The sequence below is a fragment of the Niastella sp. genome (assembly GCF_045805085.1).
In the GTDB taxonomy this organism is placed as follows: Bacteria; Bacteroidota; Bacteroidia; order Chitinophagales; family Chitinophagaceae; genus Niastella.
In genome coordinates, this window is sequence record NZ_JBJMLX010000136.1 from 1 (window position 1) to 23,664 (window position 23,664).

A 23,664-nucleotide genomic window follows, 5' to 3' on the forward strand; every position below is an offset into this window, starting at 1 on the left:
CTTACCCTGAAGAAAACAGAGAACCAGATAGAAAACCTGAAATTATCAATAGATAATGAAGTAGAAACGGCCCGGATAAATTTCAAGACAGCTATCGAGGCAATGGACTATCAAAAGCAGAATATGAAGCTGGCGGAAGATGTGTATGAGCAAACTAAAAAGAAATTTGAATCCGGGTTAGGATCAAATACAGAGATCACTGCAGCTCAAACTGACCTGAAGGCCGCGCAAACCAATTATATAAACGCCTTGTACGATGCCATTGTGGCCAGGGTTGATTTCATGAAAGCCATTGGAAAACTATAATTCAATACTCTATAAAACTCTAAACCAACAAATGTATTCAACGGATAAATTTACCGATATGAAAAGTACGTATAACATCATTGGCACAGTTGCAGTTGTTGTTTTTTTAGCAGCATGTGGTGCTTCTTCAGGAAAGGATAACGGGCTGGCAGAGAAAAAAGCCAAACTGGAAGAATTGAAAAAAGAACAGGGCAAGCTGGAGCAGGAAATTGCCAAACTGGATACGAGTGCAGCCAAAGCTGAAAAGCCCAAACTGGTGGTATTGTCTCCAATAAATAAAACAACTTTTAGCCATTATATTGATCTGCAGGGTAAAATAGACGCCCAAAATATAGCCTGGGTTACACCCCGTAACCAGGGAGGATTAGTACGTGCTGTATATGTAAAACAGGGTGATTATGTGCGTAAAGGCCAGTTGTTATTAAAGCTCGATCCTGGTGTAGTGCGCCAACAGATCGAACAGGCCAATGTGCAGCTAAGCCTGGCCAGAACGGTGTATGAACGTCGTAAGAATTTATGGGACCAAAAGATTGGAACTGAAATAGAACTGCTCAATGCAAAAAGCAATGTAGATAACATTGAAAAGCAAATAGCCCTGTTGAAAGAACAGGAAGGCATGTCGAATGTATACGCAGAATTAAGTGGTATTGCCGACCAGGTGACTATTAAAGTGGGCGAAACATTTTCTGCTGCCGGTGCTACGCAAATGGGTATTCGCATTGTAAATACCGGTGATCTAAAGGTTACTGCCAATGTGCCTGAAGCTTATCAAACCAAAGTAAAAGAAGGGACTAACCTTGCGGTGACCCTGCCTGAGGATAATAACAAGGCCCTCAATACAAAAGTGGCTGTAGTTGGCAATTTGATCGATCCTTCAACCCGGTCATTTTATATCGAAGGAAAAGTACCTGGTAACAGGGGTTTCCGTCCGGGTCAGATAGCCATGGTGCACATACAGGATTATATTATGCCCAATGCGATCACCATTCCCATCAATACCATTCAAAATGATGAGAAAGGAAAATTTGTAATGGTGGCTTCCACTGAGAATGGTAAGAAAGTGGCCAAGAAAAAACCTGTTACAGTGGGATTGCTGTATGGCGATACGCTGGAGGTTAAAAGCGGCTTGCAACCTGGCGAAGTACTGATCGTGGATGGTTTCCAGGGGTTGTATGATGGCCAGATGATCATCACAGATACTAAATAAGACTTACACACAAAATCATTGTATGAGTGCTTTAGAAAATATTAAAGATAAGTTCAAACACTTCGGGCCCACCACCTGGAGTATAAAGAACAAGACTGCTATTTATCTCGTAATGCTATTCTTTAGTTTGGGGGGGATCTACCAGTTTCTTACCCTGCCTAAAGAACAGTTTCCTGATATTGTTATTCCTACCATATATGTACAAACTATTTATGTAGGTAACTCACCCAAGGATATTGAAAACCTGGTTAGCCGCCCCATTGAAAAACAGATCAAGGGGATCACGGGCGCCAAGATCAATAAAACTACCAGTACTTCAGTGGCCGATTATTCTGCCATTATAGTTGAGTTTGGCACCGACGTAAAAACAGACGTGGCCTTACAGAAGGTAAAGGATGCGGTGGACAAGGCAAAGAAAGACCTGCCTACTGATCTTACCGAAGAACCGGCTGTAATGGAGGTAAGCTTTTCGGAGCAGCCGATCATGTATGTTAACTTAAGTGGTGACTTTGACCTGCCTAGATTGAAAAAGTATGCCGACGACCTGCAGGACAAACTGGAAGAATTACCTCAATTGAACCGTGTTGACCTGGTGGGAGCGCCTGAGCGCGAATTCCAGATCAATGTAGACAATTACAAAATGCGCAGCGCCAATATCACTTTCGATGATATTGCCAATGCCGTTTCCCGTGAGAATATGGATATTTCCGGCGGTTTGCTCGACGTAGGGAGTATGAAGCGGACCCTGCAGTTAAAGGGCCAAATAAAAACCGAGTTCGATTTACAAAAGGTGGTAGTGCGTAATACCAGTGGTTCACCGATCTACCTGAAAGATATTGCAGAAATAAAAGACACTACCAAAGAACGGGAGAGCTATGCGCGCCTCGATGGTAAGCCGGTAATTACCCTGAATATTATCAAACGCGCGGGTGAGAACCTTATTGAAACTTCAGACGATGTAAAGAAGGTGGTTGAGGAAATGCAGAAGAGCCAGTTTCCCAAGAACCTGAACGTGGTATTAACCGGTGATCAAAGTAAAGCATCCCGCACTTCGTTCAACGACCTGGTAAATACCATTGTTATTGGTTTCGTGCTGGTGTTGATCATCCTGATGTTCTTCATGGGTGTTACCAATGCCTTCTTTGTGGCGTTGTCGGTACCGTTGAGTATGTTTGTGGCATTTGTATTTTTACCGGCGGCCGACCTGATGATCGGTACACACGTAACCCTCAACTTTATTGTGTTATTCGCTTTGCTGTTTGGTTTGGGTATTATTGTGGATGATGCCATTGTGGTGATAGAAAATACGCACCGCATATTTGTGCAAAGCAAAGGATCCCTTACTTCCGAAAAATCAGCCATGATGGCTGCCGGTGAAGTATTTGTTCCGGTACTGGCGGGTACTATAACTACGCTGGCGCCCTTCTTCCCCCTGATGTTCTGGCCAGGTATCATTGGTAAATTCATGGTTTACCTGCCTGCCATGCTGATCTTTACATTAACTGCCTCGTTGATAGTGGCCTTCCTGATGAACCCGGTGTTTGCGGTTGACTTTATGAACCATCCTGAAGGAGAAAAAGAACCCAAGTCGGCGATCTTCAGAAAACCTATCTTCTGGGTCACATTAGCAGTAGGTGTACTGCTCGATATAGCAAAATATACTTTCCTTGGCAACCTGTTAATTTTAATGGTGTTGCTCATTCTGTTGAACCGTTATGTACTGGATAATCTCATCCATGCATTTCAAAACAGGGCGCTGCCCTGGATCATGGGCCATTATGAAACTGCGTTGCGTTGGGCGCTTAAAGGATGGCGGCCTGTGCATTTATTGTTGAGCACATTTGTTGTGTTGATACTCACGTTTATGTTCTTTGGCGCCAGAAAAGTTCCCGTTGTATTCTTCCCTGTTGGAGATCCCAACCAGATCTATGTGTACCTGAAACTGCCTGTTGGTAGCGACGTGGAATATACCGATTCTATTACCCGCACACTTGAAACAAAAGTTTACCAGGTGCTGGGTATGGAAAATGGTAAAAAGAATCCTGTAGTGGAGAGTGTGATCAGTAACGTTGCTGTTGGGGCCAGCGATCCTACAAGCGGCGATAGAAGTACAAGACCCGAATTGGGACGTATACAGGTATCGTTTGTAGAATTTGAAAAACGCAAAGGCATAGCTACCAGGCCCTATTTGGATAATATTCGAAATGCGATAAAAGGTATACCCGGGGCTGAAATTTCGGTTGACCAGGAAAAAGGCGGTCCGCCAACAGATCCTCCGATCAATATTGAAGTGGCCAGTGAGGATTTTGATGATCTGATCAAAACAGCCGTTTCATTAAAAAATTACCTGGATTCTATTCAGATACCAGGGGTAGAAGAGTTGAAAATGGACGTAGACCTTACCAATCCTGAGATCAGCTTTACAGTAGATCGTGAAAGAGCATTGATAGAAGGTGTTTCAACTGCACAGATAGGACAGGAAATAAGGACAGCTGTATTCGGGCGCGAAGTATCGAAGGTGAAGGATGGTGACGATGAATACAAGATCCAGCTGCGTAACCTGGAAGGCCAACGTAAAAACCTGGCCGACCTGCTGAACATGAACATCACTTTTCGGGATATGGCCAGTGGTCAGGTTAAGCATGTGCCCATTAGTTCGTTGGTTAAAGTAGATTATACCAGTACGCTGGGAAGCGTAAAACGTAAAAACCAGAAACGGGTAATTACCCTGCGGTCAAATGTTTTGATGAACATCACCACGCCGACCGCGGTAAACGAGGTAATAGCCAAGAATATCGAGAACTTTAAGCAGAAGCCTGATGGTGTAACCATTAAACAAACCGGTGAAGGTGAACAACAAAAAGAAACCGGAAACTTCCTGACAATGGCATTGGTGATTGCGCTGGCGATCATTCTGATTACCCTGGTTATTCAGTTCAACTCTGTGAGCAAACCGGTAATCATTTTAACCGAGATCATCTTCAGTGTGATTGGGGTGTTGTTAGGTTTCGCCATTACAAAAATGGAAGTGTCGGTACTTATGACCGGTTTAGGTATTGTGGGATTGGCAGGTATAGTGGTGAAGAATGGTATCCTGGTTATTGAGTTCACCGATGAGTTAAGAATGCGCGGCATGAAAACCAGAGAGGCATTGATCCAGGCCGGTAAAACCCGCATCATTCCGGTATTGTTAACCGCTATGGCCGCCATACTTGGTTTAATACCGCTGGCTGTAGGTTTCAATATTAACTTCGTAACATTATTCTCAGAGTTGAACCCGCATATCTTCTTTGGTGGGGATAATGCTGTCTTCTGGAAGCCATTGTCATGGACCATCATCTTTGGTTTGGCGTTCGCCTTCTTTATGACGCTGCTGATACTGCCAGCCATGTACCTGATAGCTGAGCGTTTAAGAAGACCAATGCGTAACATGTATGGCGGTAAATGGATCTCGTTTATGGGAATTCCGCCATTGACCTTAGTGTTTATTCCATTGATGCTTGTTACCATGGGTGTGCAGCGTTATAAAGTAAGACGCAGAAGAAGAAAGCTGGCTGGTAAGAAAGAAAAAGTGAATGAAGCGTTTATTGGAAGCTGGTTCTAAATTGTGAAACGGCAAACGCGAAATCAAAATAAAACGAGCCCTCCGCCAATTGGCAGAGGGCTCGTTCATTTAAGATCATTAAAATCCTTTCTTGGTTTCTTCACCAACTGGCTTACCATCGGTATTCAACTCTACAATTTCATAACCACTTTTTTGTAAGCCGGGTAGAATACGCATTTTGTCGCCCACCAGCACGATATTCATTTTCTCGGGATGAATGTATTTTTTAGCAAGGGCATCAATTTCAGGCTTGGTGATGTTTTTCAGGATCCTGTTCTGCTGGTCAACATAATCGGCGGGTAAATTATACTCCAGCATGCGTTGAATAAAACCGGCCTTTTGCATGCCTGTTTCATAACGCAAAGCATCGCGTTGCCCGATGGCGTTCTTCATAAATGTCAACTCTTCATCCCTGATGCCTTCTGCGTTATAGGCTTTCAGTTCTTTCATTACTTCAGTTAATGCACTATCGGTAGCATCGGCTTTAATGCCTGAGCTGAAGGTGAAATCACCTGTATATTCATCGCCATTGAAATTGGTGCGGGCGCCGTAGGTCCAGCCTTTTTCTTCGCGCAGGTTTATGTTTACGCGGCCATTAAAACCACCGCCCAGGGCAAAGTTCATCAGGCCTGCTTTGTAATATTCACCGGTAGCATCATACTTTAAACCGGTTACATTGCCTATTCTGAATTCTGTTTGGGCAGCCCGGGGAATATTCACCAGGTATATTTTTGATTTATCCACCTCTTTGGGTTTAGCCGCAATAGCAGGCAACTCAATTGTTTTATTCGGCAGCTTGTTCAGGAAGGCCAGTTTGGGCAGTATTTCATTTTGCGTGATATCACCTACCAGCACCACTTTTGTATTGGTGGCTGTTATGTAGTTTTTATAATAATCCTCCACATCTTTTAAGGTAATGTTCTTAATAGTGCTTTCGGTGCCATACTCATTCATTCCCAGAATATGATCGGGTCCATAATCTACCATCGCCATTACATCATCAGCTACTGCTGCGGGCCGGGTTTTTGCCTGTTTAAGGCTTTCCAGCGTTTGATGTTGAATGCGATCGAATGTTGCTTCGGTGAATTTGGGATTGAACAGGCGTTCCTGCAGCAGGGCCAGTGTTTTATCAATGTTCTTTTTAAGTGTTTCTACCGTAAAAACAATTGCGTCGCGGCTGCTGGTAACCTCAATAATACTGCCCAGTTTATCCAGCTCAATGGTCATTTGTTCGGTAGTGTAGTTTTTGGTGTCTTCATTCATCATATCGGCAAACAGGCTGGCCAGTCCTACTTTAGCTGTGTCCTTTGCCTGTAATAAATGGCCGCCTGGTATAGAGATGATGAGGGTTACCGAGGGGATCTCCTTGTTTTCCGCCCCAATAAATTTGATCTTGTTGGGAAGGTCTTTCCGCCAGAAGGCCGGCACTTTTACAACCGGGTTAGGTCCATTGCCAGGGTGAGCGGCGCGATCGAAATTATCGGTTGCCTTTGTATATTTTAAACTGGCATAACCATAATCGGGCGCATTATAGTGGCTTTTGTCAATTTCGTAATTGTCCGGGCCTGCAATAACATTTTCCTGCCCCTTGGGTAATACACTTAATACAACGGCATGTTTTCCTTTTATATACTGGTTGTATACGCGCATTACATCTTCTTTGGTAACGGCATTGTTCATTTTCACCAGCGTGCCTATCATATTAGGGTTACCGGTCAATGTTTGAAAAGCAGCCAGCTGAAATACTTTGCCCGATACGCTTTGCAGGCCGTTGACATATTCCGCTTCTGTATGTCCCTTGAACTTTTGAATATCTTCATCGGTAACGCCGCGTTTTTCAAACTCTTCAAGTGAAGTACGGATCAGTTTTTCCATATCGGCCAGCGTTTTGCCGGGCATGGGAACCACGCGAATGGTAAACTCGCCGGCCAATTCACTTAGCTGGCTGTATACGTTTGCCTGCAGGGCCAGTTGGGTTTTAACCAGGTTCTTGTACAACAGGGAAGAATTGCCCCCACCGAGTATTTGCGCCAGACAGGTGAGTGCAGGCATGTCTTTATGATAGTTGGGCACGGTGGGCCATACCATGTTTATCAAAGGAAGCCTGATGTAATTATCGGTGTAGGAAACATAACGGTCTTTATCGAGCGCCACGGCAGGCACTACTACTTTTTCTACAGACGGTCCTTTGGGGATAGGGCCAAAATACTTTTCAACCAGTTTTATTACATCGGCTGTTTTTACATCGCCGCCAACAGTGAGGGTGGCATTATTGGGGCCATACCAGCGTAAAAAGAAATTCTTGAGGTCGTTTACATCAACACGGTTCAGGTCTTCAATATACCCGATCGTTAACCACGAGTAAGGGTGGCCGTAGGGGTACAGGTTACGCGAAGCTACTTCACTCATCAAGCCATAAGGACGGTTATCATAGTTCTGTCCCCGTTCGTTTTTAACCGTAGCGCGCTGTATTTCGAATTTTTGCTGGGTAACGGCATCCAGCAAAAAGCCCATGCGATCAGCTTCGAGCCAAAGCATTTTTTCAAGTTGGTTAGATGGCACTGTTTCAAAATAATTGGTGCGGTCGCGGTTGGTTGAACCGTTCAGCGTGCCACCCGCATCGGTAACCATTTTAAAATGTTCTTCATCTTTAACATGGTCGCTGCCCTGGAACATCATATGCTCAAAGAAATGCGCAAAACCCGATTTACCTATTTGTTCGCGGGCCGAACCAACGTGGTAAGTAACATCGACCTGTACAATAGGATCACTGTGGTCTTCAGCAACGATCACAGTAAGTCCGTTAGGGAGTACATATTTTTCGTATGGGATCACCAATTCATCACCCTGCCGGGTGATCTTTTCAACCAGCTTTGCCTGGGCGGCAGCCTGGTTGTAGAGAGCTGGCATAGCAACAGCCAAAAGCAGTATGGCCCTTTTCATATGTGTAATTTTTGTTAAACAAGTTCCCTGTAAGGTAACAGAATTATCATGGGAGAGCCAAACCATTTATCAATTTAGCGGGGGTGGGTCACCTTTAAAAGGTGGCTCACCTTCAAAGTAGGCCAGGTGCCATCCGCCAGCTGGCGGATGACCCACCCACTGAAAAAAATATTAAAACTCATGAAACGAATAATATTAAATTGCGACTAACGATGCTATAGACCCTCCTACGCTAAAGCTTGCGCCTCCGCTAAAGCTTCAGCGACACGCGGACGGCGGGCAAAGCGGAAGGCCATTCATAAACTTATTCTTAAAAACTTTAAAAAGATTTACATGCGTACAAACCACGAAATAGACTATAAGATTTATGGGGAAGAGATGCAATACGTTGAAATAGAACTCGATCCAGAGGAAACCGCCGTTGCCGAAAGTGGGGCCTTTATGATGATGGATGATGGCATTCAAATGGCGACCATGTTTGGTGACGGATCAAAGCCCCAACAGGGATTGCTGGGTAAGCTGATGTCGGCTGGTAAACGGATGTTAACCGGTGAAAGTTTGTTTATGACTGCCTTTACCAATATGGGGCAGGGAAAAAAGCGGGTAAGTTTTGCTTCTCCTTACCCTGGTAAGATCATTGCATTAGATCTGCAGGAATTGGGCGGAAAGATCGTTGCGCAAAAAGATGCTTTCCTGTGTGCCGCAAAAGGGGTAAGTGTAGGTATTGAATTTCAACGTAAGCTGGGCACCGGTTTGTTTGGCGGGGAAGGATTTATAATGGAAAAGCTGGAAGGTGATGGTATGGCCTTTGTGCATGCTGGTGGTCACGTGTTTGAAAGAATGCTGCAGCCTGGCGAAGTGCTTCGGATAGATACCGGTTGTTTGGTGGCATATACACAAACCATCGATTATGATATTCAATTTGTAGGCGGTATCAAGAACACCCTGTTTGGTGGTGAAGGTTTGTTCTTTGCTACCTTGCGTGGTCCTGGTAAAGTATGGATACAAACTCTGCCCATTAGTCGTTTGGCCAGCCGGATATTGACCTATGGCACTGCCGGTGGCCGTAAAGAAGAAGGCAGCATTTTAGGAGGATTGGGGAATATGTTGGATGGTGATGGTTGGTAATAAGAGTTAAAGAGTCGGACTAAATGTTTGGCTACAAAATAAAAAGGGCCGTCCTGCGAGTAGCGGGATGGCCCTTGACTTTTTATATAAGTGGATCTTATTTTCTGCTGGCAAATTTCGACAGTAAGCGTAAGATCTCCAGGTATAACCATACGATGGTTACCAGTAAACCAAATGCGCAATACCATTCCATGAATTTAGGCGCACCCTTGCTGGCGCCGTTCTCGATCATATCGAAATCCAGTATCAGGTTCATGGCAGCCAGTGCAACTACTACCAGGGAGAAAATGATACCGAACATGCTGCCTTCGTGCAGGAAGGGAATCTCGATGCCGGCGAAGTGCAAACCAATGGAGATCAAATAAAATACAGCTATACCGAGTGTAGCGGTAATGATAATCTTTTTGAAGGTAGGCGTTGCTTTTATCACATTGAATTTGTACAGAAAGTACATTGCGATCACTACACCAAACGTTAAGGCAACAGCCTGGGTAATAATATCTGGCGCCACTTTTTGGAAAGCATAGTTATAGTAAGCGGAGATAGCACCAACTGCATAACCTTTTACCAAAGCGTATACAGGCGCCAGGTAGGCTGACCATTCCATTTTGAAAACGATAATAAAGGCAACTCCGAGCGCGGCAAATACCGATATCCACATATAAGTTGTTACATCAACACCGGAAGCCACCATTTTCCAGGCGAGGCCAGCTGTAGCCATCGTCATCAGAAAAAGGATACCGAATTTGTTCAATGTTCCTTTGACCGTCATTGATTCGGCATCAACATAAGAAAAGCTTTTCGTGAAAGTTTTCTCGTTCAGGGCAGGATTACCGGATTTAAATAGAGCCATAGTAATAGAGTTTTTTAAGTGAGAACAAAATACAAAAAAATGGGAAAGATGAAAGTTAAAACAGGCTGAGTGGACCTGATAAACAAGTTGACCAGTTGTTCAGTTAACTGGTTAACTGAACAACTGGTCAACTCATCTCTATCTCTAATTATCTTTTTTAGGAGGATTGTTTCTTCTGTTATCGTCTCTCCGGGGCGGACGGTTGTCGCGGCGGTGCTGATGCTGACCCTGCCCCTTACCCTGACCTTGTCCCTGTTGACCCTGGCCTTGTTGCCCTTGTTGCCCTTGTTGCTGGCGAGGTTGCTCTTTGTGTTGACCTTCTTTTGGATGGTGGTGCCGTTTTTTCTTTTCGGCCCTTTCCAGACTGCGTAAGCTGATCTGGCCAACCACATCAACAAATTCAGGTTCTACCTCTTTTGGTTTTTGTGTGGTTACCTCAACAGCTTCCAGTTCATCGGGCACCTGGTTTCTTTCGTTCAGCTGTTTGATCTTCCTTACCCGTTCAATGGTCAGCGGATACTGCTTGGTGCTGTCGGGCAGGGTATACCACATGAGGTTTTTAAAAATATCTTTCTTGATCAGGATGGCGGTGCCTTTTGCTATCTGTAAGGTGTCGGCATTGTCTGGAAAGTGCTGTAAGGCATCCAGGTAAATATCCAACTCGTAGTTAAGACAGCATTTTAACCGGCCACACTGACCGCTGAGTTTGCTTTGATTGATAGACAGGTTCTGGTAGCGGGCGGCCGTAGTATTAACCGATTTAAAATCGGTTAACCAGGTGCTGCAGCACAGTTCGCGGCCGCAACTGCCAATGCCACCCACTTTGGCGGCTTCCTGGCGGGCGCCTATCTGGCGCATTTCTACTTTTACCCGGAACTCTTTGGCATAGATCTTTATCAATTCGCGAAAGTCAACGCGGTCATCGGCAATATAAAAGAAAGTGGCTTTGCGACCATCGGCCTGAATTTCAACTTCGGTGAGTTTCATTTCCAGGTTCAGCTGGCGGGCAATGGCCCGGGCCCGGATGAGGGCTTCTTTTTCGCGGTCTTTATTTTGTTGCCAGATCTCGATGTCTTTATCGGTGGCGCGGCGTAATACCTTTTTGATGTCGGGGTCGGTTTCGTCGGCATTTTTTTTCTTCATTTGCAGGCGAACAATTTCGCCGGTAGTGTTAATAGTGCCAATATCGTAGCCGCTTACGCCTTCTACGGCAACCAGGTCGCCTTTTTCGAATAAGTGAACAGTGGTGTTCCGGTAAAAGTCTTTCCGACTTCCATTATTGAAAGTTATTTCTACAATTTTGCAGCTGCCCGAAGGGTCGCTGAAAGGCAGGTTACTCAGCCAATCGTGCACATTCATTCTGTTACAACCGCCCGTGCTGCATCCGCCATTGCTTTTACAACCGGAAACTTTACCACCTGTTCCGCATGAACTACATCCCATTCTCTATTTAGGATTAACGATTTATAAAATTTATTTATGTTCGGCCGGATAACGCATGCAGAATAATGGCGGGCGGAGTATTATACATTCCTTCCGGAAAAGCCGGGGGTGCGCCTATACTTGCTCAATTACGGGTAACAGTGTTATAACGAATTGACTAAGACGCAATTATGGATAATATAGCGAAATAAAAATAACCTTATTATATAGAAACCCTGCTCGCATGCAACCCCAATCGCACAATTTTTCTGCATCCTGCTTTACAGGCCGATTTACAAATATAAGTTATTAACGTCAAAAGGCCCTTTTATATGATGCCTGATTCTAAGGGGGTTAACCCGGTTAAAACGAACGCTTGTGGACTAAATAACCGTAGTTACCTCCTTGCTGGCAAGTATGTGGTATAATTTAATGGTGAGAGCATGGAACAACATCTTGGGGTTGGCGTTCCGTTCAATATAATAGGAGGCTTTGTCAAGCTCTTCAATAATAGCCTGCTGTTGCATGAAGTTGGCGATCTTGTTCAGGCGGCCGGCAAAGTCCTTGTCCTTATCGGGCAAGTGCACATTGTTGGGGCCCATGGCATGCAGCCGGATGGCCTGTTCGAGCAGGTGGGTAAAGTAGCGGATGAATTGTTTTTGTTTTTCGCGGCCCAGCTTGCTTACTTCATCTATCCATTTTACCTGGGCTATGGGTCCGTTCTTTAAAATGGCGTTCAGCCATTCGCGCAGCAGCGATTGCCAGTCTTCATCGGCATGTTGCATTAACTGCAGCGCCTCCCGGTAATTGCCTTCAGCAATAAGGGCGGTTTGGCGGGCTGAATCTTCCCCCACTTTGGCCTTGGTAACCAGGGCTTCGGAAATATCCTGGTAGTTGAGGGCCGGTATTTTAATAAGCTGGGTACGTGATAAAATGGTTTGCAGGATCAGCGACTCATTTTCGGCCACCAGTACAAACAAGGTGTTTGGTGGCGGTTCTTCAATGAGTTTCAATAATTTATTCCCTTCATTGCCCAGGTATTCGGGCATCCACATCACCAGTATTTTAAATCCGCTTTCGAAGCTTTTGAGCGACAGTTTGCGGATGATATCGTTACACTCGTAGGCGGTAATATTACCCTGTTTGTTTTCGGCCCCGATAAATTGCAGCCAGTCGTACGAATTACCATACGGATATTTGGCTATGAACTCGCGCCATTCGCTGATGTAATCTGAGCTCAGGGGTTTATCGCCCGATTTGCGGGGAATTACCGGATATGAAAAATGCACATCGGGGTGCATGAGCTGGTGCATCTTCAGGCAGGAAGGACATTCGCCACAGGAGTCGAACATTGCGGAGGGCCCCCTCCCGGCCTCCCCCGGTGGGGGAGGAGTCTCCTCACCGAACAGCGATAGTCCAACTGATTCAGTGGCCCCTTTTCTGTTTACTTTTTCGCAAACGATGTATTGGGCAAATGCAATGGCCATGGGCAGGGCGCCGCTACCTTCTTTTCCTAAAAACAAAAGGGCGTGGCTGATGCGGTTCTGTTGCACCATGTTTACAAGATGCAATTTCACATCTGTCTGGCCAATAACATTTTTAAATAACATGCGGGGGCGAAGTTAAGTAATGTGCAAATGTGAAAATGTGCAAATCCCGATTAATCGGGACAAGTTGTGAAAATGGGAATACAAAATTCAGTACAAAGGGGTCGGGGAGTAAAAAAACGGAAGTCCCGACGGTTCTGTCGGGACTTCCTGAATACTTTTAACGGGATCAACTCTTTCGGGCTTTAAAAGGAAATAGGATCAATTGCATAAAAGAGTCACCAAAAAGTGGATGGATCTGCTTTTCAACAGCATTGGATTTACTGGTTTTTCTTCCAGGATATCTTAGCTTTCATAGGAACGCTGGACATTGGTTTTCGATATTGGATGGTTTTCTTCGGACCATTGGATATTTAAATGATATTGGATATTCAAAATTGTCAATATAAAGCCGCATAGGGAACTTTATTCGTTCAATTGACAATTAAAAGCGATGTGTTGCCTTATTTTGCAGACGAAAAATTAGTGTAAACCCTTATGCCGACCAAAGGTGAAACATTTATAGGCAGGGGTTTGGGTAGTATGCAGAATGGCGCAATCGCTTTGTTCATATTATATATTACGGAGATGTTATCGGCCGGGTTGCCGGGAAAATAAAAAAACCCCCTGTTCGCCAGCTGCGAACGGGGGGCTTTTTATAATATGGTACCTTATCTTAGTTCAGATACTTGGTCACTTCTTCGCTGGTAACTTTTGTTTTGTTGTGGATCACGGTGATCAGGTTACCTTTTTCATCTAACAGGAACTTGGTGAAGTTCCATTTAATGGGATCGGTAAATCCTTTCTTCTCCGCTTCGGCCACCAGGTATTTGAACAGGGGGTGAATGTCGTCGCCCTTTACTGAAACCTTTTCAGCCATGGGGAAGCTTACGCCATAATTCTTTTTGCAAAACTCCTGGATCTCGCCATTGGAACCGGGTTCCTGGCTGTCAAAGTTGTTAGCTGGAAAACCTACTATGACCAGTTTATCTTTGTACTGCTCATATAACTTTTCCAGGTCGGCATATTGCGGGGTGTTACCACATTTAGATGCCGTGTTCACGATCATGATCTTTTTGCCTTTGAATTTCTTGAAGTCGATAGTGCCTGCGCCATCTAATGCAGGGACTTTAAAGTCGTAAATAGAATGGGCCACAATAAAAAGCAGGGATGCAAGCAATAAACGTATCATAATTGATAAAATTTAAAGTATAGTGTATGTTGACTGGCAACGTGTACTATACAAAGATGATACTAAATTGGTTGCTTTCATGCAAAAATATGGTTAACGGCTAAACAATGTGAAAATCAGCAAATATGAAAAGGTGAAATGGAAATCCAGCATAAGGCTAACTAGGTGCTACTGTCTTTCATAACAACCTAAATCTGGTTTGCTGCCCACGGGTCTTGGCTTTCCATCCAGGTCGTTGGTAATGCCTAAATTAATGCCTGCATTAAGAGCCGGGGAATTTTCGCTCAATCGGAAGTCGTAAAATTTTAATTGTGTATTAATGCTGTCGAATAAAGGGGATTGATTGGCAATGATGTTGGTGGCGGTAATAGTAGCCGGCTGGTTCTTCACCTTCCATAAACAGTTCTGGAAATTGACATTGAAAACGGATGTACCTTGTTTATCAGTCACTACTTCATCTTCGGTTGTGCCGTTCTCGCCCCAGAAGATGCAATTTTTAAAATTGGCTGTACAGTTTGAAGTATTTACGGTGTTACCGTCCTTGTAATAATTGGTTACTACCAGTACGGGGTCTTTATGCAGGAGGTATGTATTTGACCAGGTAGCAGCGGTTACGTGTGAAAAATCATAAGTGCCGCCGTAACCTAAAAAGATGTTTTTCCCGCAATTGCTTACCAAACAGTTCTGGGCTTTAATGTTTGTTTGGGCGCCCAGGATACCGGCATCGTAACAATTATCAACCACGCATTCGCTGAGGAATACTTTGGGGTTGGCATTTACAGAAGGTTTTTCGGCTACTATACCCTGATAGGCGTTCAGGATGTTGGCGTATTGCAGGGTATTGTCTTTACTTGTTTCGCGAAAATAAATGCCGGGCCAGCCTCCGGGGAAATTGCGATAAGGATCATCGATCCTGTCGCCCCTGAACACCACGCGGGTGCTGTCGTATTTTTCACCGGTAACTTTTAGCGTGCCATCAACAACGAACGGCGCATCGGCATGCATATAGATGCGGCATCCTTTTTCAATGGTGAGGGTGGCGTTTTTATCGATGAGCAAACCACCCAGGATAACATAGGGTACTGTGTTGGTCCAGGTAACATTGCCGGTCACCAATCTTGAACGCATGAAACTGGCATTTTGTCCCCAGGCATCCAGTTGGATCCAGCGTTGATTGCCGTTATAATCTATGAGAATGCTATCCTGAACCACAAAAGGCAGGTTGGCAACGGTAGGATCGATCTTCACGGTTACGAAAACATAAATACTGTCGTTGGCATCCATTTCAATATCGTTTACTTCGGGGCCTTGTGTACCATCGACATTGATCTTGAAATAAGACGCATTGCCCCCTTTAAGTGCCACTTTGCTTAAACGCAGCTTTTGATTATTGTTATTGTAAATGCGAAAGTACCTGATAGTAGAGCCTGTAGTGGTGAATAAGGTATCAAAATGAAGGCTGTCGGTGCTGGTATTCAGCGATGCCGTGCTGCTGGTTATAAATGATTCCTTTTTACAGGATATCAGGATGCCGGTAAGTAGTATAGCAACAAGTATATATTTCATGTTCTGTAAAAATACACGTTTAAGGCAAAAGGCAAAAGGCAGATTCCCGATTCATGTTCACTTTACGGTAAAGGCCATAGTCATTATACTTAAGCGGGTATTGGGGGCGGTTAACAATTCCTGGCCGCAGGCTTCCAGGGTAGCACCGGTGGTTATTACATCATCAACCAGTAATATATGTTTGCCGCTAATGGCCTCAGGTTGCTGTAATTCGAATTTACCCTGCATATTCAGCCAGCGGTTGATGCGGTTCTTGTTTGTTTGCGTTTCGCTTGAAGTACGGCGGTGAATTGTTTGTTCAAGTACAGGAAGCGATAAAATGGTCGCCATGCCCTTGCAAAGGAGTGAGGCCTGGTTGTAGCCCCGTTTTCGTTGCCGGGCTGCAAACAGCGGTAAAGGCACCAGGGCATCGAGATGTTGAAAGCGCTGGGTTTGTAACAACGCTTCGCCCATTTTAAGGCCTAAAAATAACCCCAGCTCTTTATTGCCTTTGTACTTTAACTCATGAACAATGTGTTGTAGCAACGAATCTTTTGAGAAGTACAGGTAACTGGCGGCAGCGGTGACCGGCATGCGGCCCCAGAAAATTTTTTCTATGGGATTGTTGGCATGTCGATGAAACCCCGTGACGGGCAACCGGTTAATGCAATGCATACATAAAACCTGTTGCCGGCTCATAATATCACTGCCGCAACCGGCGCAGTGGTGGGGGATAAAAAGATGCAATAAAGGATGTAATGCTTTTTTTAACATAGCAGATGTTTAACTGCTACTACCCGGGCCTTATATGTTTTTGTGAAAACCTTTAAAACAAATACTGATACACTTCCTCTACCCGTCCCATGGGAACTACTTCAATGTTACCGGATTGTTTACCTATTGATTTTTGTCCGTACCGCGAAACGATGATCTTTTCGAAACCGAGTTTTTCGGCTTCTGCTATACGTTGTTCTACGCGATGAACGGCTCGTACTTCTCCGCTTAATCCAACTTCACCGGCAAAACAAACATGCTGCGGTAAAGGAACATCTTCATAGGAGCTCAGGAGAGCGCATAAAACGGCGAGATCGATCGAGGGGTCTTCTACCTTCAAACCACCTGCAATGTTCAAAAAAACATCTTTTACGCCGAAATGAAAGCCTCCTCTCTTTTCCAGTACCGCCAGCAGCAATTGCAAGCGGCGCAGATCGAAACCTGAGACGGTGCGTTGTGGCGTTCCGTACACAGATTGGGTAACTAATGCCTGCACTTCAATCAGCAACGGACGCATGCCTTCAATTGTTGCAGCGATGGCAATACCACTCAGGCGATCTTCTTTCGGCGTCATTAATATTTCGCTTGGGTTATTTACGCCGCGCATGCCATCGCCGGTCATTTCATAAATGCCCAATTCCGATGTGCTGCCGAACCGGTTCTTGATGGTTCGTAAAATCCGATAGGCGTAATGACGGTCACCTTCGAACTGCAATACGGTATCAACCATATGCTCCAGTATTTTAGGACCGGCAATACTTCCATCTTTAGTGATATGACCGATAAGGAATACCGGCGTATTGGTTTCCTTGGCAAAGCGTTGAAACTCGGCAGCCGATTCTCTGATCTGGGATATGCTTCCCGGTGACGAGTCAATGTAGGGCGATTGAATGGTTTGAATGGAATCAACGATAACCAGGTCTGGTCTTAATTTTTTGATCTCCTGGAAAATAGTTTGTGTTACTGTTTCAGTAAGCAGGTAAAAGTTATCATTCTTTATATTCAGGCGGTCGGCCCGCATCTTTATTTGTTGTTCGCTTTCTTCACCGCTGATATATAACACAGTTTTATTCTGTAATTGTAAACCATTTTGTAAAAACAATGTTGATTTACCTATACCGGGTTCGCCAGCGATCAGTACAATACTGCCGGGTACTATACCGCCACCTAATACGCGGTTAAGTTCTGCATCGGATGTTGTAATGCGGATCTGTTCACTGCTGGTGATGCTGCTTAATGGAATGGTACGGATCGATTTTGTTTCTTCGTGATAATCATCCCAGCCATTTTCTTTTTTAACCGAAGGTTTTGAAATTACTTCTTCAACAAATGTATTCCAGGTTCCGCATGATGGACACTTACCCAACCATTTTGCACTTTCATATCCACAATTAGAACAAAAGAATGCTGTTTTAACTTTAGCCATGCGATAAAGTTAATGAATGAAGTGATGATGAAATGATGAATGATTGTTGATGCGATAAAAACAGCGTGGAGGGTGGTATGATAGTTATGATAAATGAATGATTGAAACAATTCGTTTTTGATGATGAGATAACCGGAAAATGACGATAAAAAGGAGGGGTAGAACGGGGGCTTTTTCTAAAAAGTAAAAAGGCCAACATTGCTGTTGACCCCTTACTTACTAACCCATTAAATTCTTGCACTAAATTACAAATAAGCGCCACATAACAAAATTATTTTTTGGGGTTGTGAATAAAATTAAAAACCCTATAAACGATTGCCCTGTTTTGTGAATTAGTGCCATAAAACGTTGATAATCATTTTTTAATACAATTTTAAGAAATCGGTCAAAACCCTTGTGATAAAATGTCAGCCCACTGCGATTATACGCTAACATAATGACAAAAAGTACCCCTGTTTCTGACGAAAAATGGCGTAAAAAATACTCAAATTAAATGGTAACTGATTTGATAGATTATTGTTATTAATTAATAAAAGAGTAAGAAAAATGACACCAGAAATTTGGATGGTTTCGATCCTGTTTATAGTGATCAGTATGGTGGTGTCCGGGGTGCTAAAAGGCAAATTTGCAAAGTACAGCCGGGTGCCGCTGACAGCTGGTTTAACGGGTAGGGATGTGGCAATGAAAATGTTACGCGATAATGGTATATATGACGTTCAGGTAAGATCTTCCAACGGCTTTTTAAGCGACCATTACGATCCGGCCACTAAAACGGTGAACCTGAGCCCAGACGTATATAATGGTATATCAGTAGCTTCTGCAGCGGTGGCGGCCCATGAGTGCGGCCACGCAGTACAGCATGCCAATGCTTATCAATGGCTAACGCTGCGTAGCAAGCTGGTGCCTGTGGTAATGTTCAGTTCAGGCATTGTACAGTGGATATTATTACTGGGCGTTTTAATGATCCACGCCTTTACGGGCTTATTACTGATCGGTATTATACTTTTTGGTCTAACTACTTTATTCTCAGTGATTACGCTGCCAGTTGAGCTGGATGCCAGCAGAAGGGCTTTAGCCTGGTTAAATAGCAGCAATATTACCGACGCCCGGGAGTACCCGCAGGCAAAAGACGCGCTTAAATGGGCTGCCCTGACGTATGTGGTGGCTGCTTTGGCTTCTATAGCTACGCTGGTACAATATATAATGATTTTCCTGGGCGGCAGAAGCAGGGATTAAAAATACAGGTAATAATCAATTCTCAAGATTTCCCCAATTTCGGAATCACCTTATTAGGTGACCCTTCGAATTTGGGGATTTTGTTTATTACAAATTGTCTGTTACCAATTGGGTGGCTTTTCTTTAATGCAAGAACATTAATTGGTTATGTAGCAAAACAGCGGCATCCGGAAGGCAAAAAATGTAAAAAAGGGAGGCGATCAAGGTAATTTGGAGATTTTGGTTACACACTTATCGGCAATAACTGCACACTTATTGCCAAAACTGCACACTTACCAATTTGTCCTTGGCTGTTAGATTTTTACAGATAATTTTGGCATGTCTGATTCACTTTTTTCCCTACGCCTTTCTGGTTTTATATTTCGATCGGGTATTCTTACCCGATCTTGTTTTTTTTATACCTACCTGGCAAACAGCTATAAATACAAAATTCCCGATTATCGGGAATTTTGCTAATTGTTTATTGCCAATTGGCTGTAGCCTTCAGGCTATAATTTGATTTCGTCGTCGTGTTTGTCGAAAAAGTGGAATTCGGTGAGGTGATAATTGGTATTTTCCCTGATCTTAACCTTTTGGCCGTATTTCCATCTCCATTTCCATTGTTTTGACTTAAACAGGCTGCCTTTGGTAAGGTAGGCATGCATAATGGGATGAACAACCAGGCTCAGGTTCTTGTGCTGATGGGTAATGAGGTAACTGAGGTTCTTTTCAATTTCATCCTCCAGCAGCAGGGTAGAAGAAATTTTACCTGTTCCGGCGCAGCTGGGACAAACTTCCTGGGTGTTGATGTTCATCTCAGGTTTCATCCGTTGCCGGGTAATTTGCATGATCCCGAATTTTGAAATGGGCAGCACGGCGTGCTTGGCCCGGTCGGGACGCATACATTCTTCCATAGCCTCCAGCAGCTTACGTTTATTATCGGGCAGCTTCATATCAATAAAGTCAACCACGATAATACCACCCAGGTCGCGTAACCGCAACTGGCGGCTGATTTCTGCAGCAGCTTCCAGGTTGGTTTCCAGGGCATTTTGCTCCTGGTTGTTGCCAACGCTTTTATAACCGCTGTTTACATCAATTACGTGCAGGGCTTCCGTATGTTCAATAATGAGGTAGGCGCCACTGGGCAGGTTTACGGTTTTACCAAAAGCGGCTTTCACCTGTTTGGTAATACCATACTGGTCAAAAATGGGCAGCCCATTATTATAAAACGAGACTATCTCTGCTTTTTCGGGGGCAATACGTTGAATGTAGTTGCGGGTATCGTTATAAATATTGCGGTCATTTACAACAACCCGGTTAAAGTCTTCATTCAACAGATCGCGTAAGATACTGGTGGTTTTTGTTTGCTCACTCAATATTTTGGCGGGGGCTACTGCACCTTTTAAATTTCCCTGAATAGTTTGCCAGGTTTCAACCAGTTCGGCAAGGTCTTCATGGAGCTCGGCAGTATTCTTTCCTTCGGCAGCGGTACGAACTATTACCCCAAAGTTTTTGGGTTTAATAGCCTCCACTATCTTCTGTAACCGTTTTCTTTCCTCGGCAGAATGGATCTTCCGGGAAACGGCTACTATATCATTAAAAGGAGTGATTACTACAAAACGTCCGGGAAGGGAAATTTCACAGCTAAGGCGGGGGCCTTTGGCTGCAATGGGTTCTTTCAATATCTGGACCAGAATATTCGGCTTACCGCTTAATACTTCGTTGATCTTACCGGTTTTAATAATTTCCGGTTCAACCTGGAAGGTGGCGAAGTTGAATCCCTGCGGGCTGTTATCATTAATAGCCTGTGTGGTGAATTTCAACAACGATCGTGCGTATGGGCTGAGGTCTGTATAGTGAAGGAAGGCATCCTTTTCAAAACCTACATCTACGAATGCAGCATTTAGTCCGGGGATGAGTTTCTTTACTTTTCCAAGATATAGGTCTCCCACCGCGAAGCTTGCATCAGCTTTTTCATGATGCAATTCCACGAGTTTCTTGTCCTCTAATAGGGCGATTTCAACACCCTGAGGTACTGCATTTATAATTAGTTCCTTATTCACGTGTACTGTCTTTATACCGTCTAAACCATCTCATCACTACAAGGAAAGGTGCTGAAGAGGAATCAGTTGTCAGGTATCAGTATCAGCAAAGTAAGTAACCTAAAGAGCCTGTAATAAATGACAACATAACTAGATTCAGCGAAAGAAGGAAAAGGCCTCGCCGAATGGCGCGACCTTTTTCAAGAAGATAAAACTAGCGGTTCTTCTTCTTATGCCGATTTTTTCTTAATCTTTTTTTACGCTTATGCGTGGCTATTTTATGACGCTTTCTTTTTTTACCACAAGGCATATTACACCAATGAGTTTAAAATTAAATAATACTGTTTCTAATGTCTTTACGGACAGGTTTAATTATTTATTACCAAGTAATTTAATCCGTTCGTCGATTTCGTTAACTACATCGGCATTGTGAATGTGCTTTTTGGCTTCTTTATACCATTTCATTGCACCTGCCTTGTCGTTTTGCCGTTCGTAGGCTTCAGCCAGCATCAAAATCGCTTCCACATTCTCCGGCTGGTGTTGCACTACTTTCAGCAGGCGTTCACTTGCTTTATCAAACTGCCCCGAGATCATTCCGCCCAAACCGAGCATAAATTGCGCATACATATTTTCCGGATTCCGTTCAGCCACTTCTCTGATCTTCATAATTCCCTCCATGGGTGAGTCGCTGATGCCTCCGAGCAGATAACAGCTACCGAGGCCAATTTTCAACGAATCATTATCCGGTGCAATTTGTAACGCTTTCTCAAATAACTCTTTAGCTTCAATTCCCATCCACCGCTGTAACTCCGGGTTATCCTGGCGGCGAATGCCCTCTAAAAAGAATTGGGCAGCAAAGGTGAGACTTTTTTGAGAATTTTCCAATTTAGCGGCTTCTGCAGTATAATATCCGTAGGGAAGGAGCAAATGCGCCGTATCTTTCCAGAAGTTGGCCAGCTGTTTATACACCTTTTCCTGCTGTTCCTTCACGTCACCGCGTACCACTGCCGTTTCCAATTGGGCAACCTGAGCCTGCTGGGCAGGAGTCAGTTGCTTCTTGGATGCTTCCAGAATGGTATTAAAACTTATTTCTTTTGGACCGGCGGCTGCTGCAACAGCGCCAGGGTTTTTTTTAGGGGGAATGGTATTACCAAAAAAGTAGATCAGACACAGGAGCACGACTCCACTGCCTACCAGGATCAATTGTTGCTTTTTCAAGAATCAAATCATTTAGGCAACAAATTTACACCTCATCATCCGGGTTTGGCTGATCTTCTTTTACTGATTGCAGTTTTTTAACTTCTGCAACGAATTCTTTGGCTGGTTTGAATGCGGGAATAAAATGTTCGGGAATATGCACCGCAATATTCTTTTTGATATTACGGCCAATTTTAGCGGCTCTCTTTTTTGTAATAAAGCTGCCAAATCCGCGAATGTAGATGTTCTCGCCCTGGGACAAGGTGTCTTTTACTTCCTTGAACATGGTCTCCAGCGTAACCAGCACATCAACCTTCGGGATACCTGTTTTTTCCGATATTTGGTTAACGAGGTCTGCCTTTCTCATGTCGCATGAATTTTTACGGGTTTATAAATTTTATTTTTGAGAAAATAATTTTCATAGGAAATGTCAAAGGCAATCTGCACTAAATCAATTCTTTAATGAAATTAACGGTAAATTTTCACATTTGCAAGAAAACTATAAACAATTGAAAATGAATTTTAAACAATTTCTGTGCCTGTTTTTTTAGCAAAGTAATTCATTCTCATGAAGTTATAGAAAAAACACCTGCAAAACAAGTATTAGCATTTTTTTTCAGTTTAGATAAAACCCGCATCTCTACTACCATTCAGGGATAAAAAATACCTGTTTGTTGACCAGATTCGGAAAAAACGAGCAATAATTACATGAAACCTGATTTTACGCGTAGGTTATTACAATGGAATAAGAACAGTAACAACAGAGCAATGCCATGGAAAGGGGAGAAGGACCCATATAAAATATGGTTGAGTGAAATTATACTGCAACAAACAAGAGTTGAACAAGGCTGGCGCTATTATGAAAAATTTATTGCTGCATTTCCAACAGTAATTCATTTGGCAAAAGCAAATGATGAAAAAGTTTTTAAGATGTGGGAAGGGCTCGGTTATTATAGCCGTTGTAAAAATCTTATTGCAACAGCCCGTAAAATAGCCCATGACTATAAAGGAAAGTTCCCCGCTACATACGATGAAATTAAAGCACTGCCAGGTATTGGTCCATATACGGCCGCTGCCGTTTCCTCATTTGCGTTCAATGCACCACATGCAGTAGTAGATGGTAATGTACAACGCATACTGTCCCGTTATTTTGGCATTGCCACACCTATTGATACAACAGCAGGCAAGAAGGAGTTTCAAACCCTTGCTCAGTCGTTATTACAA

17 protein-coding genes are annotated in these 23,664 nt (G+C 43.8%); 6 read left to right on the forward strand and 11 right to left on the reverse strand.

The window, feature by feature from the left end; all coding sequences use genetic code 11:
• From ACJ751_RS06845 to ACJ751_RS06855, 3 genes are all read left to right on the forward strand, one after another.
• Nucleotides 1–306: TolC family protein (locus tag ACJ751_RS06845; protein WP_407744633.1), on the forward strand; the 306-nt coding region annotated here is incomplete at its 5' end.
• Between the two features lie 58 nt (nucleotides 307–364).
• Nucleotides 365–1,513 carry an efflux RND transporter periplasmic adaptor subunit gene (locus ACJ751_RS06850; RefSeq protein WP_407744634.1) on the forward strand — a complete coding sequence of 383 codons (1,149 nt, stop codon included), beginning with the start codon at nucleotides 365–367 and terminating at the stop codon, nucleotides 1,511–1,513.
• Between the two features lie 22 nt (nucleotides 1,514–1,535).
• Nucleotides 1,536–5,117, forward strand: coding sequence for an efflux RND transporter permease subunit (locus tag ACJ751_RS06855; protein WP_407744635.1), 3,582 nt, complete (start codon nucleotides 1,536–1,538; stop codon nucleotides 5,115–5,117).
• Between the two features lie 78 nt (nucleotides 5,118–5,195).
• On the opposite strand, the gene ACJ751_RS06860 is transcribed toward ACJ751_RS06855, so the two are convergent.
• Entirely contained in the window at nucleotides 5,196–8,060 is a 2,865-nt protein-coding gene (locus ACJ751_RS06860) for a M16 family metallopeptidase (RefSeq protein WP_407744636.1), read from the reverse strand.
• A gap of 333 nt (nucleotides 8,061–8,393) precedes the next feature.
• Between ACJ751_RS06860 and ACJ751_RS06865 the strand changes: the two genes are divergently transcribed.
• Nucleotides 8,394–9,188 (forward strand): TIGR00266 family protein, encoded by a 795-nt coding sequence (locus ACJ751_RS06865; protein WP_407744637.1) that lies wholly within the window; start codon nucleotides 8,394–8,396, stop codon nucleotides 9,186–9,188.
• A 97-nt stretch (nucleotides 9,189–9,285) separates the two neighbouring features.
• Here ACJ751_RS06865 and ACJ751_RS06870 read toward each other — a convergent pair whose 3' ends face one another.
• The 7 genes from ACJ751_RS06870 to radA form a co-directional block, all read right to left on the reverse strand.
• Complete coding sequence (locus ACJ751_RS06870; RefSeq protein ID WP_407744638.1) at nucleotides 9,286–10,041, reverse strand: Bax inhibitor-1/YccA family protein; 756 nt, start codon at nucleotides 10,039–10,041, stop codon at nucleotides 9,286–9,288.
• 144 nt (nucleotides 10,042–10,185) lie between these two features.
• Nucleotides 10,186–11,484, reverse strand: coding sequence for a stage 0 sporulation family protein (locus tag ACJ751_RS06875; RefSeq protein ID WP_407744639.1), 1,299 nt, complete (start codon nucleotides 11,482–11,484; stop codon nucleotides 10,186–10,188).
• A 362-nt stretch (nucleotides 11,485–11,846) separates the two neighbouring features.
• Nucleotides 11,847–13,073, reverse strand: coding sequence for an ATP-binding protein (locus tag ACJ751_RS06880; protein ID WP_407744640.1), 1,227 nt, complete (start codon nucleotides 13,071–13,073; stop codon nucleotides 11,847–11,849).
• Between the two features lie 652 nt (nucleotides 13,074–13,725).
• The gene (locus ACJ751_RS06885) at nucleotides 13,726–14,241 is read right to left on the reverse strand and encodes a glutathione peroxidase (RefSeq protein WP_407744641.1); all 516 of its coding nucleotides are present in this window, start codon (nucleotides 14,239–14,241) and stop codon (nucleotides 13,726–13,728) included.
• A 168-nt stretch (nucleotides 14,242–14,409) separates the two neighbouring features.
• Nucleotides 14,410–15,807, reverse strand: a complete 1,398-nt coding sequence (locus ACJ751_RS06890; protein WP_407744643.1) for a choice-of-anchor Q domain-containing protein — start codon at nucleotides 15,805–15,807, stop codon at nucleotides 14,410–14,412.
• Between the two features lie 57 nt (nucleotides 15,808–15,864).
• The gene (locus tag ACJ751_RS06895) at nucleotides 15,865–16,560 is read right to left on the reverse strand and encodes a ComF family protein (protein WP_407744644.1); all 696 of its coding nucleotides are present in this window, start codon (nucleotides 16,558–16,560) and stop codon (nucleotides 15,865–15,867) included.
• Nucleotides 16,561–16,612: 52 nt separating this feature from the next.
• Nucleotides 16,613–17,986 carry a DNA repair protein RadA gene (gene radA / locus ACJ751_RS06900; RefSeq protein ID WP_407744645.1) on the reverse strand — a complete coding sequence of 458 codons (1,374 nt, stop codon included), beginning with the start codon at nucleotides 17,984–17,986 and terminating at the stop codon, nucleotides 16,613–16,615.
• Between the two features lie 546 nt (nucleotides 17,987–18,532).
• Here radA and ACJ751_RS06905 point away from each other — a divergent pair.
• Nucleotides 18,533–19,222 carry a zinc metallopeptidase gene (locus ACJ751_RS06905; protein WP_407744647.1) on the forward strand — a complete coding sequence of 230 codons (690 nt, stop codon included), beginning with the start codon at nucleotides 18,533–18,535 and terminating at the stop codon, nucleotides 19,220–19,222.
• 488 nt (nucleotides 19,223–19,710) lie between these two features.
• Here the strand turns inward: ACJ751_RS06905 and ACJ751_RS06910 are convergent, their stop codons facing one another.
• The 3 genes from ACJ751_RS06910 to ACJ751_RS06920 form a co-directional block, all read right to left on the reverse strand.
• Nucleotides 19,711–21,264, reverse strand: a complete 1,554-nt coding sequence (locus ACJ751_RS06910) for a ribonuclease E/G (RefSeq protein WP_407744649.1) — start codon at nucleotides 21,262–21,264, stop codon at nucleotides 19,711–19,713.
• Nucleotides 21,265–21,615: 351 nt separating this feature from the next.
• Nucleotides 21,616–22,461 carry a tetratricopeptide repeat protein gene (locus ACJ751_RS06915; protein WP_407744650.1) on the reverse strand — a complete coding sequence of 282 codons (846 nt, stop codon included), beginning with the start codon at nucleotides 22,459–22,461 and terminating at the stop codon, nucleotides 21,616–21,618.
• 25 nt (nucleotides 22,462–22,486) lie between these two features.
• A complete protein-coding gene (locus ACJ751_RS06920; protein ID WP_407744651.1) occupies nucleotides 22,487–22,807 on the reverse strand; it encodes an HU family DNA-binding protein in 321 nt (106 codons plus the stop codon).
• A 341-nt stretch (nucleotides 22,808–23,148) separates the two neighbouring features.
• On the opposite strand from ACJ751_RS06920, the gene ACJ751_RS06925 reads away from it, so the two are divergent.
• Nucleotides 23,149–23,664: A/G-specific adenine glycosylase (locus ACJ751_RS06925; RefSeq protein ID WP_407744653.1), on the forward strand; the 516-nt coding region annotated here is incomplete at its 3' end.

Excerpts from the sequence above, each read along its gene's own strand:
- ACJ751_RS06850 (WP_407744634.1), top strand. The coding sequence starts at position 365 with ATGAAAAGTACGTATAACATCATTGGCACAGTTGCAGTTGTTGTTTTT.
- ACJ751_RS06855 (WP_407744635.1), top strand. The coding sequence starts at position 1,536 with ATGAGTGCTTTAGAAAATATTAAAGATAAGTTCAAACACTTCGGGCCC.
- ACJ751_RS06860 (WP_407744636.1), bottom strand. The coding sequence starts at position 8,060 with ATGAAAAGGGCCATACTGCTTTTGGCTGTTGCTATGCCAGCTCTCTAC.
- ACJ751_RS06865 (WP_407744637.1), top strand. The coding sequence starts at position 8,394 with ATGCGTACAAACCACGAAATAGACTATAAGATTTATGGGGAAGAGATG.
- ACJ751_RS06870 (WP_407744638.1), bottom strand. The coding sequence starts at position 10,041 with ATGGCTCTATTTAAATCCGGTAATCCTGCCCTGAACGAGAAAACTTTC.
- ACJ751_RS06875 (WP_407744639.1), bottom strand. The coding sequence starts at position 11,484 with ATGGGATGTAGTTCATGCGGAACAGGTGGTAAAGTTTCCGGTTGTAAA.
- ACJ751_RS06880 (WP_407744640.1), bottom strand. The coding sequence starts at position 13,073 with ATGTTATTTAAAAATGTTATTGGCCAGACAGATGTGAAATTGCATCTT.
- ACJ751_RS06885 (WP_407744641.1), bottom strand. The coding sequence starts at position 14,241 with ATGATACGTTTATTGCTTGCATCCCTGCTTTTTATTGTGGCCCATTCT.
- ACJ751_RS06890 (WP_407744643.1), bottom strand. The coding sequence starts at position 15,807 with ATGAAATATATACTTGTTGCTATACTACTTACCGGCATCCTGATATCC.
- ACJ751_RS06895 (WP_407744644.1), bottom strand. The coding sequence starts at position 16,560 with ATGTTAAAAAAAGCATTACATCCTTTATTGCATCTTTTTATCCCCCAC.
- radA (WP_407744645.1), bottom strand. The coding sequence starts at position 17,986 with ATGGCTAAAGTTAAAACAGCATTCTTTTGTTCTAATTGTGGATATGAA.
- ACJ751_RS06905 (WP_407744647.1), top strand. The coding sequence starts at position 18,533 with ATGACACCAGAAATTTGGATGGTTTCGATCCTGTTTATAGTGATCAGT.
- ACJ751_RS06920 (WP_407744651.1), bottom strand. The coding sequence starts at position 22,807 with ATGAGAAAGGCAGACCTCGTTAACCAAATATCGGAAAAAACAGGTATC.